The organism is Natronosalvus vescus, from assembly GCF_023973145.1.
Lineage (GTDB): Archaea > Halobacteriota > Halobacteria > Halobacteriales > Natrialbaceae > Natronosalvus > Natronosalvus vescus.
The window spans coordinates 2,440,996-2,456,602 of the sequence record NZ_CP099546.1 but is presented as its reverse complement, the minus strand read 5'-3'; the positions used below and the strand labels follow the sequence as shown (position 1 = coordinate 2,456,602).

The following is a 15,607-nucleotide window of genomic DNA, read 5'->3' as shown; positions in this document are numbered from 1 at the left end:
CTGTCGCGAAAGGAACCGAGGATCAGTCGTCGTCCATCGGTGCGGTCATCGGCTCGGCGCGCTCGCCGCGTGGCCCCTCGAGATCGACGTCGGGCAGGAGATCACGGAGGTACAGTCCGGTGTAGGAGCCCTCGACGTGGGCGACCTCCTCGGGCGTACCCGTGGCAACGACCTCGCCACCGTTCTCGCCACCTTCGGGGCCGAGGTCGATGACGTGGTCGGCGTTTTTGACCAGGTCGAGTTCGTGTTCGATGACGACGACGGTGTTGTCGTTGTCGGTCAGCCGATGGAGGACGTCGATGAGTTTGCGCTCGTCCTCGGAGTGCAGCCCCGTGGTCGGCTCGTCGAGCAGGTAGAGGGTGTTGCCTGAATCGCGCTTGCCGAGTTCCTCGGCCAGTTTCACCCGCTGGGCTTCCCCTCCCGAAAGCGTCGTCGAGGGCTGACCGAGTTTCATGTACTCGAGGCCGACGTCCTTCAATAGCTGGAGACGACGCCGGAGGCGACTCGAGGACTCGAAGAAGTCGTAGGCTTCCTCGATGGACATCTCGAGGACGTCGGCGATGGTCTTGTCCTTGTAGGTCACGTCGAGCGTCGCGTCGTTGTACCGGGCACCGTTACAGGCCTCACAGGGGACGTACACGTCCGAGAGGAAGTTCATCTCGATTTTGACCGTCCCCTGACCGCCACACTCGGCACACCGGCCTTCCTTCACGTTGAAGGAGAAGCGTCCCTTCTCGTAGCCGCGCTGTTTAGCGAGTTTCGTCTCGGCGAACAGTTCCCGGATGTAGTCGAAGACGCCGGTGTAGGTCGCGGGGTTCGAGCGCGGGGTGCGACCGATCGGCGACTGGTCGATCAGCCGGACGGTTTCGATCTCCTCGAGGCCCTGGATGTCGTCGTGGTCGCCCGGGATTACAGAGGTGTTGTCGTTCATCCGGCGGGCCAGTGCCTTGTAGAGGACTTTGTGCATCAGCGTCGACTTACCGGAGCCCGACACCCCGGTAATCGACGTAAAGCAACCCATCGGGATGTCCACGTCGACGTCCTTGAGGTTGTGCTGGCGAGCGCCGAGGATCGTCAGCGCCCCGTCCGCATCGCGTCGCGTTTCGGGGACGGGAATGCCCTTGCGCCCCGAGAGGTACTCGCCCGTGATCGAGCCCTCGCAGGCTTTGACCTCCTCGAGCGGCCCATTGATGACGACCTCGCCGCCGCGCTTGCCCGGGCCGGGCCCCATGTCGATGATGGTGTCGGCCCGGCGCATCGTCTCCTCGTCGTGCTCGACGACGAGTAGGGTGTTGCCGATGTCCCGAAGCTCACAGAGCGTATCCAGCAGCCGATCGTTGTCGCGCTGGTGGAGCCCGATCGAGGGCTCGTCCAGTACGTAGAGCACGCCGACGAGGCCGGAACCGACCTGCGTCGCGAGCCGAATTCGCTGGCTCTCCCCGCCAGAAAGCGTCGACGCTTCCCGGTCGAGGGTGAGGTACTCGAGACCGACCTCGCACATGAAGCCGAGGCGGGCGCGGATCTCCTTCAGAATCTCCTCGGCGATGGTCAGGTCGCGGCCCGAGAGGTCGGACTCGAGTCCCTCGAAGTGCTCGAGGGCGTCCCCGATCGACAGGCGGTTGATCTCGTCGAGGCTGGTGCCGGCGACGCGGACGTGCCGGGACTGCTCCTTGAGCCGCGAGCCGTCACAGGCCGGACACTCGGTGACGGCCATGTACTTCTCGATGTGGTCGCGGGTGCCGTCGGAGTCGGTCTCGAGGTACCGGCGGTCGAGGTTCGGAACGACGCCCTCGAAGCGCTTGGTCTTCCGGCGGATCCCGTTTTTCGTCCGGCGCTTGAACACGACCTGGTCGTCGGTGCCGTAGAGGAACTGGCGTTTGACGTCGCCCTCGAGTTCCTTCCAGGGCGTGTCGAGGCTGACGTCGAAGTGTTCCGCGACGGCGTCGATCCGGGTTCGGTAGTACGAACGGTTGTAGCTCCAGGCCTCGAAGACGTTCTTCAGCGGCTTTTCGGGATGCTGGACGACGAGATCCTCGTCGACCTCCTTCGTCTTCCCGAGTCCTTCACACTCCGGGCAGGCACCGTGAGGGCTGTTGAACGAGAAACTGCGGGTCTCGATCTCGCTGAACTGGAAGTCGCTGTTGGGGTTGCCGAGCGCCGTCGAGAACTCGACGGTCAGGCGCTCGTCGCCGTCGCCGGCCAGGTCGCCGGTCGAGCGCGTATTCGACCCCAGGTCGATGTCATCGCCGGGGTCGGGGATGATGACCTTGAGGACGCCATCGGCCTCCTCGAGCGCGGTTTCGACACTGTCGGTGATCCGGGGGCGTGCTTCCTCACTGATCGTCACGCGGTCGACGATCACGTCGATGGTGTGGTCGTAGTTCTTGTCCAGATCGGGTTGCTCGAGGGCCAGATCCCACTCCTCGCCGTCGACTTCGACGCGGGAGTAGCCTTCCGAGACGAGTTCGGCGAAGAGATCCTCGAATGCGCCCTTCTGGTCGCGGACGACGGGGGCGGCGATCTTCGCGCGGGTGCCCTCGGGGAGATCCATGATCTGGGCGACCATGTCCTGGGCGCTCTGGGTGCCAACTTCTTCGCCCGTGATCGGGTCGTATTGTGTGCCGACGCGGGCATAGAGGAGGCGCAGGTAGTCGTGTAACTCGGTGACGGTACCGACCGTCGACCGTGGGTTGTTCGCCGCGTTCTTCTGGTCGATCGAAATCGCCGGGGAGAGGCCCTCGACGTTCTCGACCTGGGGTTTGTCCATCTGGCCCAGGAAGTTCCGGGCGTACGCCGAGAGGCTCTCGATGTACCGGCGCTGGCCTTCTGCGTAGACGGTGTCGAACGCGAGCGACGATTTCCCCGACCCCGAGAGGCCGGTGACGACGGTGAACGACTCGCGCGGAATCGAGACGTCGACGTCCTTGAGGTTGTGCTCCTGTGCCCCGCGGACGGTGATGTGGTCTTTGCTCATTTGCCGCTCCGTCTCGAGTGGTGACGCGGTCGTTCGACGGGTCGATTCATTGTGCGTTCATCAGTGGCCGAAGCGACTTAACGCGTCTGATAGCGTACCTTCCCGATACGTGCTAGCACGGAACGCTTGGCGTGTATGGGTGCGAGTCCTCACAGATCCCGACGCGAACCGCCTGCACAGCCACCTCGAGCGGGCAGCCAGCAATCGGTCAATCCGAGTGCCCACCAACCCAACCACCTGGCCGCCTTCGAAGCGCCTTTCATGACCCGCTCTATACACTCGAACATGACAATGCAGGTCGGCGCACACGTATCCATCTCCGGATCGCGCGTTTCATCCGACGACGAGACACCGCCCTACGGCGACATCCGCAACGCCGTCCATCGACAGATGACCTTCGGCGGCAACTGCGGCCAGATCTTTACCACCTCGCCGCAGGTCTGGGCCCAGCCAGAGATCAGTGATGAGGCCGCCGACGGCTTCCGCGAGGAAACCGACGAACTGCTCGAGGGGCCGTGGGTGATTCACTCGGCGTACCTGGTCAACCTCTGTACGCCCAAGGAGGGCCTTCGGGAGAAGTCGATGGCCTCGATGCAGGCCGAACTCGACGCCGCCGACCAGTTGGGAATTCCGTACGTCAACGTCCACCTCGGGGCCCACACCGGTGCTGGGGTCGAGGGCGGCCTGGACAACGCAGCCGAGGTGATCGACGCGCTGGACGTCCCCGAGGACGTCACGATCCTGATCGAGTCCGACGCGGGGTCGGGGACGAAACTCGGCGGCGAGTTTGAACACCTTGCGGGGATCATCGAGCGAACCGACGAGGAGATCGGGATCTGTATCGACACGGCCCACACCCTCGTGGCGGGGAACGATCTGACGACGCCCGAATCCGTCGACGAGACGGTCGAACGCTTCGACGACGTGGTCGGCCTCGAGCACCTCGAGTACATCCACCTGAACGATTCGAAGCACGACGTGGGTACCCACAAGGACGAACACGCGCTCATCGGCGAGGGCTACATCGGCGAGGATGGGATCGCGGCGATCATCAACCATCCCGAGCTTCGGGATTTGCCGTATGCGCTCGAGACGCCCACCGAGGATGGGAAAGGGTTTGCGTGGAATATTGCGAAAGTGAAGGAGCTGCGAGATTCGTAAGAATCTCGAGGTTGCGAACGGGGAGCGAAGCGACCCGTGAGCTGCGTGACTCGTATTGTCACGTTATGGTGAGCGGGGAGCACCGCGACCCGCGAAACGTAGTTTCGCGGAATGGCGAAGGGGGAACGCAGTGACCCGTGAACTGCGCGATTTCTACCGCCACGGGTGACCGATCTGAGAACGACGTGAGCCACGAGCCTCGAGCACCGTCACCGACGTGGAATGGATGGAGGCCACGAGTCGATCTATGGGTGAATCGGGATGAACCGACACCTGCCGATGCGTTCAAGAACTCACGCGACGACCTCGAGATCGGCCATCTCGGCCACCAGCAGTGCGGTAGCGACGTTGAACGCGAGACTGATCGGTGCGGCGACGACCGCCGCTATGATCGCGCCACCAAGCCCGGAGAACGCCAGTATACTCAGCGGGATCGAACAGATGAGCGTCGCACCAACGAGTGCCAGGAACACCCCAATCGGTTGGTGTTCGCTAACGAGGTCGTACGCTCGTCGAAGGGCGGATTCGATGCCGCGATCTTCCAGCACAAGCACGTACACGGTCGGGAACAGGAAGTACGCGACGACCAAGAGAACGAGGAGGGCGAGGACGAACAGGGGTGGCACAACGAGCAACGGGAAGAAGACAACGAGCAACCCGACGATGACGAGCACCTCCAGCGCGATCATCCGAACGGCGAAATGGCGCAGGCTGGCAGCGAAATCGAAGGAGCCGGTCGTGATGCTGGACGCAATACTTCCGAAGTACCCCGCGCTGAGCGCACCGGAAACGATGAGGTACGTCACGAGTAGTGGGACGAGAAGTGTGACCGACTCCATCGTTCCGAACGGCACCGAAACCGTGAAGCCGCCACCGTCCGGTGCGTCGACGAAGCTCCAGAGATCGTACCGGTAGAACGGGAACGCGGCGTTGACGGCCATCCCACGCGTCTGCGCCGTGGCCAACAGATCACTGACGTTGAGCAACGACGTCGCCAGCGGCACGAGTGCCAGTACGAGGAGGCGGTCGAGATGTGCGGACGTAAGGGAGAGGAGGTCGGCAATCGAGGGCGGACTGCTACCGGTGGTTCCGCTGGAGGGTGGCTTCATGACGGCTAGCATACAGGTAACGCACAAAAAACCTCCCAATTTCCGGTGGGCCGGAGGTACCGCTACCAGATTCACAGTCTGGGTTAGACCACTCTACTGGCAGACCGATACACGATCAGCGACACGACTGCGGAACCACCAACAAAAAAGGAATCACACGCCCCGTTCACGCCGTCGTGGCGACGCGGCGGTCGGACTCGCTCGAGTCCTCACGCTCCACGGACTCCGCGAAGCCGACGTACGCGACGGCCCAGGCGATGACCGCGAGCGCGCCAATGGTGCCCAGACTCGAGCCCTGCTCGATGCCCGGATACGCGAGCGACGCAATGGCGAAGAGGATCGCCAGGGCGGCCGCGCTGTAGACGAGGGCGCGCCAGCCGGTCGGTCGAAGCGCACCCAGGATGGCGAACAGGCCGATCGACACCATGGTGAACAGCAGGAACTCGTGGTGGCCGAACAGCACGTGTTCGGTGCCCGGACCCGTGTGGCGCAGATACTCGGCGACGGCGACGGCACCGAAGCCGATCGCACCGATCCCACCGAGAGCGAGCAGGCGTCGGTCGACGCGCTCGAGCCTGGGGACGAGTTGATCGCGAGCCGGGTGTAACAGCGCGATGAGCAGTACAGGAATCACGAAGGCCATGATCTCACCCGCGGCGGCGACGCCCGAGGCCACGAGCGTGAGCGCGAACGCCGCAATGACGAAGGCGACGACGGCCTGGAGCGCGCCGACGCGCTTCGTCGGCCGGAACAGCTGCACCGCGATCAGCACGGTGAACACCGTGAGCATGCCCCCGATCATCACGTGGTGGACGCGGTGTGCCGGGAACGCGTAGCCCGACGTCCAGGCGGTGAGGAGCATCGCCATCGACTCCCGCAACGCGAACAGCAGGAACGCGAAGAACGCTGCCGTGAGGAGGTAGAACGCTGGCTTCCGTGCTCGAGTGGCTCCGTGGCTGGCGGAGTTCGACATACGGTGGCCAACGGACCTCGTCGACGAGGCAAGGGTCATCGTCCCACCTCAATGTTGTGTCGGTCTATTGCCGATACCATGTGCTCGAAAGCGACTGTCGAAATCATAACAATCGAATGATTATAGGCTTCGTAGGGAAATAAATAGCATTAATAATAATCATGAATTTCATATTTTCCGTTAGAGAGCGTTTTTGACGCCTCTAGAGCAACAATACCCATAACTGTTAAAATTGTATTATCCAACTACAAACTATGTAGTTATCTCTATCGACGCCCAGTAAGCCACAGTCATTTTATCGCCGCCATACGAGCACGTATGCGAGCATGGTCACTGGCAGCGATAGGGGTGCCCCAGCTGATTCCCACTCGGCGGTGAGCGACGCGGTGACGCTCCACGTCCGGTGTTATCCCGAGACGGGCGGTCTCCAGACGCTCACCGGTTGGCCGAGCGCCCACCGAGAGGCCGTCACGGGAGTCAGCGATGCCATGCGAACGCTGGCGTCCGAAATCGAGACTCGAACGAGTTTCGACCGCGTCTACTGGCGGGTTGAGCCGATGACCCCGGTGGATCTCTCGACTGGGCCAGGGCTCGAAGACGGAACGGATCACACCGACACCGAAGACGTCGACCCAGTGACCGCGATGACCGACAGGTTCTACCGCCACCTCGAGCACCGCGAAACGCTGACCGGAACCGGCTGTCACCTGCTGCTAGCCTGGCGGCCGTTCGACTCAAACCTGGGCTACGGGACGACACCATCGGCGTACCGTCGAGTCGGTCGACGGGCTGGCGACGCGGTGACGGTCGCCAACATCGGCGCGACAGAAATGTGGGATACCCGCGCGGTGACGGTCAATATCGCGATTCACGAGGTATTACATACGTTCCTCTCGCCGGCAGCAGCCAGGACGGTCGTCGGCGTCGGCTGCGATCACAGCCTCGGTACTGTTCGGGAACTCGAGGACGGCGTTCGCGAGGTGTCACCGATGGCGACCGCCTACGCGGGTGCTGGCACCGAGGGAACCGATAACGACACCCGATTTTCGGGAACCGGCTGTGGCCACCACGCCGACTTCTATCGCCACGATGGCGTCGAGGGTGTCCACACCTGGGAACACACCACCAAGATGAGCGAGGGCACCCTCGAGGCCGCGTCCCAGTACGTCGAGGACACCTTCGGCGAGTAAGCAGTAACGACGAGGCACGCGAGGTGGCAATCGTCGACGACGACACGTCACTCGAGGATCAACGGCTGCTGACAGCCAACCGCTCGGGTGGTGGAAGACCCCGGTACCAGCCGCCACCCCGAACCCGCACCCCTTTTTACGGCCCGTCCGTAAATCGAAGCCGTGCGCGCGTTCTCCGAATCCTACCTTCGCCGGACTCGCAAGGGCATGTGGGCCGATTCCCGCGAGGCTCTCACCCCGCTCGGTCTCCCGTCTCGAGACCGGGTGCTCGACGTCGGCTGTGGCTCCGGCGAACTCACCCGCGTCCTCCGGGAGGAGTGTCCTGGCGAGGTAGTCGGCTGTGACGCCGACCCGGCGCTGCTCGAGTTCGCCCGGATGCCGCCCTCGAGTCACCTCGAGTCGAGTGGATCCGCAACCAATCCCAACGCCGACGTCGACGAACTGGCGGACGATGCCGAGTCGGACGACTCACTCGAGGAACCGACGCCCGTCGTCACCGGCGACGCTACCAGACTCCCCTTCGCAGACGATACCTTCGACCTGGTCGTCTGCCAGGCGCTGTTGATCAACCTCCCCGACCCGGCGGCCGCCGTCCGGGAGTTCGCCCGCGTCTCGAGCGACGTCGTCGCCGCCATCGAACCGGACAACGGGGCCGTCCGGATCGACTCGACCGTTCCCACGGAAGCCACCCTCGAGCGCCGCGCGCGGCGGGCCTACCTCGCGGGCGTCGAAACCGACGTTACCCTCGGCGCCGATGCTCGAGCCGTCTTCACGGACGTGGGCCTCGAGGCCGTCTCGAGCCACCGATACGACCACGACCGCTCGATCGAAGCGCCGTACGACGAGCACGCTCTCGAGGTCGCCCGCCGGAAAGCGACGGGTGCCGGGCTGGCAGACGACCGAGCGACGATGCTCGAGAGCGATCTGACCGGCGAGGAGTACGACGACCTCCGGAGCGACTGGCGCAAAATGGGACGGACGGTCATCGAACAGATGCAAACGGAGGCGTACGCCCGAACGGAAACGGTGCCGTTTTTCGTGACGGTCGGACGGGTCTAACGAGTGAGAGGGCAGTATCGCTCGAGTCTCCGCGCGAGCGAGAATGTCGAAGTCAGATGACGTCGCCCCGAACCGTCACGCCCTCCTGTTCGTCCCGCCAGGCGTGGACGGCGCGTGCGGCCTCCCCGGCTTCTGCCTCGTCCATCCCGAGCATCTCGAGCGCCGCCGAAAGCGTCGGGAAGGCGAGTTCGCTCTCCCGGAGTTTTCGGATGGCCTCCTCGCTGCGGACGCCGTCGGCCCACAGACAGACCCCGCGGGGGTCGAGCAACTGGGTATAATCCTCCCGCAACTGCGCCCCGCGTAACCGCTGGGTCACGTTGTCCTCGAAGCTCGCGTTACAGACCTCGAGGTGGATCGCTTCCCCGCTCCCGTCGTCGCCCTCGAGGAGCTGTGCTGCCAGGCACTTTTCCGGCGCGGCGTGCCCGTTCGCGTTCGCCCGCAGATACTCGGGGTGCGTGCGTGCCCACTCGGCACGAACCGATTTACCAACGCCTTTTACGCCGTGAGACCGTTCGAACTCGCCCGCTGCGTCCGGGTCGTCCCGCATCAATATATCCTTCGTCAGGTAAATATCGAGTCGGTCGACGGGATCGAGGCCGAGGGCGAGGTCGCCGTACACCCACACCTCTCGGACAGGGACGGACAACAGCTCCGATTCGACGGTATCGACCAACCGTTCGATTCGGTTGATCGCCGCCTCGCGCGAAAATCCGTTCCCGTTTCCACTTCCGCTCATTGGTGAACCGTCGGGCGACGAACGCAAAACGGTTTTCCTCTCGGCCGTGGCGGTGGTCTCGAGGGTGAAACGTGGCCCCGTTCGACGAGAGGAGAAAAACGCGTAAACGCTGGTTTACGACTGTTTCGAGAGTACTCGAGTGAAAACCGGACTGGTTAACCCAGGTCAGATCTGCCGGCACAGCAAACAGATTGAACCGCTTACGTTTTTATCCGTTCCGAGCGAACGTGGAGGTATGAGACATCGACTGTTCAACGAGGACGGTGAGACGGATCTCGTGTTCGTCATGGGTCTTGGAAATCGCTGGACACACGAGAACGTGAGCTGGCTCATCGGGACGCTCGCCGACGCCGGCTACCGCGTCCACGCCTTCGAGATCCCGACGAACATCGACGACTTCAAAGCCGACTGGCTCGAGCCCGTCGCCGAGTACGTCATCGACCTCGAGGAGTACCAGCTGCTCGCCCATAGTGCCGGCTCGCTCATTGCGCAGGCGCTCGATGGTGCCGAAAACCACGTCTATCTGAGTCCGTGGTGGGGCTACAACGAGGACTACCCGGACGTCGTCATCGATCTCGCCGCCCAGATCCCGACCAGCGCTCCGTTCTTGCCCCGTGGTGAGGTGTCGAAAGCGACGATCGGGGATCTCGCGTCCGATCACCAGTTGGCGACCAGCCCGAAGTGGGTCTCGCCGTCGTTCCTTCGGGAGACCCGTCGTGCACAGGCCGACTTGCTCGACATCGATCACGACGCTGTCGTCTTCTGTTCCCTTCGAGACACCGTGATCGACCTTCGACCCATCGGCGAGCGCGTCCCGCCGGAACACGTCGTCCTCTACGACGGGGGCCACGAACTGTTCTCCTCGAGCGTTCGCGACCAGTACGTCGACCTCCTGCTGGCCGCCCTCGAGGCCGGCGCTGACGCGATCGAATCGAAGCACGTCGTGCCGACCGAGACGCCGGGATCCGCCGAGGCTGCCGAACTCGAGGCCGAATAACGAACGTCGTCGCATTCGTCGGCAGTACGGAGCGCAGACAACACTGGTGATCACGGAGCCCAGACCACACTGGTGAGGTCACCGAAACTCCGTCAACCCGGCTCGTAGCCGTGTCGCACCGCTCTCGATGGGGCACCCGCTCCTGTCGACCAGGGCAGGAGGATGATCGGCTCGAGGACGACGAAATCGGCCGTCGGGTTTCGGCTGCCGGCTCGCAAGCACCCGCTGAACGACCCCCAAAGATAATCCGGATCGGTGGGGTACGTGCTGTCGCTCACCCACAGCAGGTAGTTTCCAATGGTTGATCCACACGACCACCGCATCCTCGTCCCGGTCGATATTCTCGGCGGCCAGAGTGTTCCGGCGTCGATCGTCGACGCGTTCGCCTCGGTACCGGTCGTTGTACTCGGCTATCACGAAATTCCCGACCAGACCACACCGGAGCAAGCCCAATCCGAGTTCGAAGCGCAGGCTCGTGCGGAACTCGAAAAACTCCAGGAGGTGTTCGAAACCGCCGGCTGTGCGGTCACCACCCGACTCGTGTTCACTCGCGACCGGTTCAAGACGTTCGAACGCGTCGCACTCGAGTTGGACTGTGATTCGATCCTGTTGTTGAACCCCGCCCCGATTCTCGAGACGATGCTCGTCGCGATCCGCGGCGACGTCAACGTCGACCACGTCGCTCGACTGGTTGCGACCGTCCTCACTGATACCGATATCGACGTGACGCTCCTCCACGTCGTCTCGAGCGACGACGAGCGAGCGAAAGGGGAAGCCGCCCTCGAGATGGCAGCGTCAACCCTCGAAGAAAACGGGATCGAACGCGACCGAATCCGAACGGTCGTCGACGACGGGAAGCCGACCGATGCCATCCTCGACGCCGCCGCCGATCACGATCTGCTCGTCGTCGGCGAAAGCCGACCCTCGATTCGACGCCTGATCTTCCGGGATCGAGCCGACCGGATCGCCAGGCGATCGGTCGATCCGGTCATCGTGGTTCGCGGCTCCTATCTCGAATCGAACGGGACGGATACCGGGTCGACCGACGAACGGTAGTAGTCGCTGAACCCGTCTTGGGGATGCCCTGGACGGACGCCACGACGTCGAGTGTGGCGAGTCGATGGAGACTCCTCGGCCGTACTCATTCGCTTCCGGCCCTACCCCGTCGTTTCCGACCCCACCTCCTCGTTTCCGGCTCCACCCCCTCGCCTCCGGCCCTACTCATATACCCCTCCCCGTAGTTGGCTCCCCATGCGTTACCTGGAGATCGCCGTACCCGAGGGACATCGACGGGGCGTCCTGGACATTCTCGAGGACGAGGGTATCGATTACGTCGTCAGCGACGAAACGAGCGGGCGAGGCTACACCGCCGTGGTTCGATTCCCGCTCCCAACCAGAGCAGTCGAACCCGTCCTCGACCGCCTGAACCGCACCGGGATCGACGACGCCCGCGTCGTTGTCGTCGACGCCGAGACGGTCATCTCCCAGCAGTTCGACGACTTGCTCGACCACCACAGTCACGGCGGTACGAGAGGCGAGCGAACCTCTCGGCAGGTGCTCAGGCGGAAAGCCGACGAACTCACCCCGACGTTTTCGATCTACGTCACGATGTTACTCATCAGCGCTGTCGTCGCAACGGCGGGGCTCCTGGCTGACTCGCCCGCAGTCGTGGTCGGCTCGATGGTCATCGCCCCGCTGATCGGACCCGCCCTGGCTGCAAACGTCGGCATCGTCACCGGCGACGACGACCTCAGGTCGACCGGTTTCGCTTATCAGGTCGCCGGCGTCACCATCGTCGTCGCCGCCTCGGTTGGCCTCGCCACGGTCGCCCGTCTCGCCGGGCTCGAACCGGGTGGCGTGGACATCGTCGTCGTGGCAGAATTGCAAGAACGGGTCTCCCCAAACCTGCTCTCGTTGCTCGTCGCGCTGGGGGCCGGCGTCGCCGGCATACTGAGCCTGACGCGTGGTTTTTCGGAAGCCATCGTCGGCGTGATGATCGCCGCAGCGCTCATCCCGCCCGCCGCCGCGGTCGGCATCACCGTCGCCTGGGGGATGTACGGGGCAGCGGCCGGAGCGACACTCCTCGTCGTCGTCAACCTCCTCTCGATCAATCTCGCCGCGCTTGTCACCCTGTGGATTGCCGGCTACCGGCCGCAGGGACTGTTCGAGGTTTCACCGACTCGCAGACCAACCTACACGTACGCGGCGATCTTCGGTATCGGGCTGGTCGTCCTCGCCGCACCGCTGCTCAGCGTGACCATGCTCGATTTCCACGCGACACAGTTGACGTCGACCGCGGACGAAGAAATCGAGGCAGCGCTCGAGGAGCCCGCATACGACGATCTCGAGGTCGAATCCGTCCAGGTCAGACTCGACGACGACTACCCGATTCGGTCGATCGATCGCGTCGTCGTGACCGTCTCCGGCACCGACCCCGGCCAGGTGCCGGAGTTGGCCGACCGCATCTACGACGCCGTCGCGATGCACACCGACGAACCGGTCGTCGAGGTTCGGTTCGTGATCGCTGCAGAGCGGGGAGGCGACGGTGGGGAATCCGCAGGCCAGCTATCGGATACCGATCGAGCCGACGCGATGGACGTGGTCGTCGTCACACGAACGGAACACGCCTGACTGTCGTCGGCCGGTCGTACGACACCGTTTTACGGAGAAGTGCCCGGTCGGCACTACTCTCGAGCCCTGTGCGACGCCTCCGAACGACACGCGAGCGTGACTGAAGCGCAAAGTGGGTGGGACTCGAGCGTGACCGGACTCGAAAATGAGCGGGATCGAACTCGAGAGCGAAACGCGTTTCCCCCCGAGCGCGCTACCTCGAGTCGATGAACTGCAACCGGTGTGCGGAACCCGCGGTGATGCACGCCGCCTATTCGGGGGCCCACCTCTGTGAAGATCACTTCCTCGAGTCCGTCGAGAAACGGGTTCGGCGGCGGATTCGCCGCGACGACCTGGTTCCGCGCGACGCCACACCTGAGAACCCACAGACGTGGGTGATCGGGCTCTCGGGCGGCAAAGACAGCGTCGTCCTCACACAGATCCTCTCGGAGACGTTTCACGAGGATCCCCGGATCGAACTCGTCTGTCTCACGATCCACGAGGGGATCGAGGGCTACCGCGATAAGAGCCTGGACGCCTGCCTCGAACTCACCGACGACCTCGACATCCGCCACGAGGTCGTCAGCTACGAGGAGGAGTTCGACGTCAGAATGGACGACGTCGTCAAGGACGACCCCGAAAACATGGCCGCCTGTGCCTACTGCGGCGTCTTCCGGCGCGACCTGCTCTCGGGATACGCCGACCGCTTCGACGCCGACCTCATGCTCACCGGTCACAACCTCGACGACGAGGCCCAGACCGCCCTGATGAACATCCTCGAGGGCGACGTCGCCCAGATCGCGAAACACTTCGACGCCAGTCTTGGCCCGCTTTCCGAACGCAGCGATCAGGAGGCGTTCGTCCCCCGGGCGAAACCCCTCCGAGACGTGCCCGAGAAAGAAGTCGCCCTCTACGCCCACCTGCGGGATCTGCCGGCTCACATCACCGAGTGCCCACACTCGAGCGAAGCCTACCGCGGGGAGATCCAGCAGATCCTCTACGGTCTCGAGGACAACCATCCGGGGACGCGCCACTCGATCATCTCCGGCTACGAAGAACTCGCCGGTATCGTCGCCGACCGCTACGCCGAGGACGGGGACGACGTCGACTTGCAGGCGTGTACGGAGTGCGGGTCGACGACGACGCGCGATATCTGTCGCAAGTGCTCGCTGCTCGAGGCGATTCACGCGGTCTGACATCCCGTGGATCGAGGTGATATCTCCAGCGTTTACGCGGGTGTGGAGGTCTATTCCTGTGTTTACGCGGGTGCGATGGTCAATCTGTTTCTGTTCGAATCGGCGATCGTTGTGCTGGCCGCTTCGACGGACTCGAGTATCAGCGGGCGTCCGCTCGAGAAGCGGGTCTCCGCGTGTACAGCTCAAACACCGTCAGGGTGCACCGGACGGGGTATGGTCGCCACTCGAGGTGGGTGAAAGCAGGAAAAGCGACGGCCGTTGTCGGTGGTGTTGGTGTGTCAGCGGTCGTGCGGACGTGGTGTGTCCACCTCGCCGCACGAACCAGCCGTCGCGTTTCGTGATCGTGACTGCACGGTGATGCTGGTGCAGGGAGCAGTCAACTCCCGTACTCGTCAGTTCGTTACCGGATAACGTCGAGGCCGTTGTTGCGCTCGAGTTCGTCACGGCCACCGTCGCTCTGGGCACCGTAGCCCGTGGCGCCGGTGGGTTGCTGGTTCGAGACGTTCTTGCTGGCGTCGAAGTCAGCGTCCGAGAGCCCCTCGAGGCTGGCACGCGACTTGTCGGCCTGCTTCTGGGTGCTCGGCCCGAGTACCTGGGCGCTCTGGACGCCGGTCATGATCGCCATGACCCGCACCTTGCCCTTGTAGTTCTCCTGGATGCGCGCGCCCCAGATCACGTTTGCACTGGCCTCGAGGCGCTCGGTGATGTTGTCTGCGATGCCCTCGGCCTCCTTCAGCGTGAGGTCGGGGCCGCCAGTAATGTGAACCAGTCCGCCCGACGCGCCACGGTAGTCGACGTCGAGCAGCGGGTGGTTCATCGCATCGCGGACGACCTCCTCGGTCTTGTTCTTGTCCTGGGTCTCTCCGACGAGCATCACTGCGACGCCGCCCTGATTCATGATCGTGGACATGTCCGCGTAGTCCAGGTTGATCAGGCTCGGCTGGGTGATCGTCTCGGAGATACCCTTGACGGTCTCGGCGATGATCTGATCCATCACCGAGAACGCCTTGCCGATCGGCAGGTTCGGGACGTAATCGAGCAGCCGGTTGTTGTCGAGGACGATGATCGAGTCGGCCTGCTCGCGCAGGCGCTCGAGGCCTTCCTCGGCTTTGACCGTCCGCGCACGCTCGACGTTAAACGGCGTCGAGACCATCCCGACGACGATTGCGCCCTGTTCTTTCGCGATTTTCGCCGCGACCGGGGCAGCGCCGGTACCGGTACCGCCGCCCATACCCGCAGTCACGAAGACGAGGTCGGCATCGCCGAGGACGTCTTTGATCGTGCCCTGGGCCATCTCGGTTGCACGCTCGCCCATGTCCGGATCGCCACCGGCCCCCAGCCCGTTCGTGAGCGATTTGCCGACCAGAATCTTCGTGTCGGCTTCGATCATCTTCAGGTGCTGTTTGTCGGTGTTGATGGCGATGGTGTCCGCGCCGTCGACACCGATGTTGTACAGGCGGTTGATGGTGTTGTTCCCGGCACCACCACAGCCGATGATGACGATCCGGGGATCCCCGAACTCGTCTCCATCGAGTGACGCGTCCATATCTCGAGCTTCCTGTTCGGCGTTCTCGAGGGCGTCTTGAACGATATCCTGCATCG

At 63.6% G+C, this 15,607-nt stretch carries 12 protein-coding genes; 7 read left to right on the top strand and 5 right to left on the bottom strand.

All coding sequences use genetic code 11. The features are described from left to right. Positions 1-22: 22 nt before the first annotated feature. Positions 23-2,974: an excinuclease ABC subunit UvrA gene (gene uvrA / locus NGM68_RS11745; protein ID WP_252698313.1), complete on the bottom strand. Its 2,952-nt coding sequence runs from the start codon at positions 2,972-2,974 to the stop codon at positions 23-25. 291 nt (positions 2,975-3,265) lie between these two features. On the opposite strand from uvrA, the gene NGM68_RS11740 reads away from it, so the two are divergent. Then, positions 3,266-4,135 (top strand): deoxyribonuclease IV, encoded by an 870-nt coding sequence (locus NGM68_RS11740; protein WP_252701422.1) that lies wholly within the window; start codon positions 3,266-3,268, stop codon positions 4,133-4,135. 293 nt (positions 4,136-4,428) lie between these two features. On the opposite strand, the gene NGM68_RS11735 is transcribed toward NGM68_RS11740, so the two are convergent. Together NGM68_RS11735 and NGM68_RS11730 are read right to left on the bottom strand one after the other, a co-directional pair. Continuing rightward, positions 4,429-5,244 (bottom strand): hypothetical protein, encoded by an 816-nt coding sequence (locus NGM68_RS11735; protein ID WP_252698312.1) that lies wholly within the window; start codon positions 5,242-5,244, stop codon positions 4,429-4,431. 166 nt (positions 5,245-5,410) lie between these two features. Next, positions 5,411-6,217, bottom strand: coding sequence for a hypothetical protein (locus tag NGM68_RS11730; RefSeq protein ID WP_252698311.1), 807 nt, complete (start codon positions 6,215-6,217; stop codon positions 5,411-5,413). 326 nt (positions 6,218-6,543) lie between these two features. Here NGM68_RS11730 and NGM68_RS11725 point away from each other — a divergent pair, with 326 nt between their 5' ends. Next, positions 6,544-7,407: a hypothetical protein gene (locus tag NGM68_RS11725; protein WP_252698310.1), complete on the top strand. Its 864-nt coding sequence runs from the start codon at positions 6,544-6,546 to the stop codon at positions 7,405-7,407. Positions 7,408-7,569: 162 nt separating this feature from the next. After that, entirely contained in the window at positions 7,570-8,466 is an 897-nt protein-coding gene (locus NGM68_RS11720; protein ID WP_252698309.1) for a class I SAM-dependent methyltransferase, read from the top strand. Positions 8,467-8,518: 52 nt separating this feature from the next. On the opposite strand, the gene NGM68_RS11715 is transcribed toward NGM68_RS11720, so the two are convergent. Continuing rightward, a complete protein-coding gene (locus tag NGM68_RS11715; protein WP_252698308.1) occupies positions 8,519-9,202 on the bottom strand; it encodes a DUF7095 family protein in 684 nt (227 codons plus the stop codon). A gap of 235 nt (positions 9,203-9,437) precedes the next feature. Between NGM68_RS11715 and NGM68_RS11710 the strand changes: the two genes are divergently transcribed. The 4 genes from NGM68_RS11710 to ncsA all read left to right on the top strand — a co-directional run bounded on the left by NGM68_RS11710 (position 9,438) and on the right by ncsA (position 14,005). Further along, a complete protein-coding gene (locus NGM68_RS11710; protein WP_252698307.1) occupies positions 9,438-10,199 on the top strand; it encodes a lysophospholipase in 762 nt (253 codons plus the stop codon). A 297-nt stretch (positions 10,200-10,496) separates the two neighbouring features. Then, on the top strand, positions 10,497-11,255 hold the full coding sequence (locus tag NGM68_RS11705; protein ID WP_252698306.1) for a universal stress protein: 759 nt from the start codon (positions 10,497-10,499) through the stop codon (positions 11,253-11,255). A gap of 195 nt (positions 11,256-11,450) precedes the next feature. Then, positions 11,451-12,830, top strand: a complete 1,380-nt coding sequence (locus NGM68_RS11700; protein WP_252698305.1) for a TIGR00341 family protein — start codon at positions 11,451-11,453, stop codon at positions 12,828-12,830. A 206-nt stretch (positions 12,831-13,036) separates the two neighbouring features. Continuing rightward, positions 13,037-14,005, top strand: coding sequence for a tRNA 2-thiolation protein NcsA (ncsA, locus tag NGM68_RS11695; protein ID WP_252698304.1), 969 nt, complete (start codon positions 13,037-13,039; stop codon positions 14,003-14,005). A 400-nt stretch (positions 14,006-14,405) separates the two neighbouring features. Here the strand turns inward: ncsA and ftsZ are convergent, their stop codons facing one another. Next, positions 14,406-15,605: a cell division protein FtsZ gene (ftsZ, locus tag NGM68_RS11690; RefSeq protein ID WP_252698303.1), complete on the bottom strand. Its 1,200-nt coding sequence runs from the start codon at positions 15,603-15,605 to the stop codon at positions 14,406-14,408. Between the last annotated feature and the right edge of the window lie 2 nt (positions 15,606-15,607).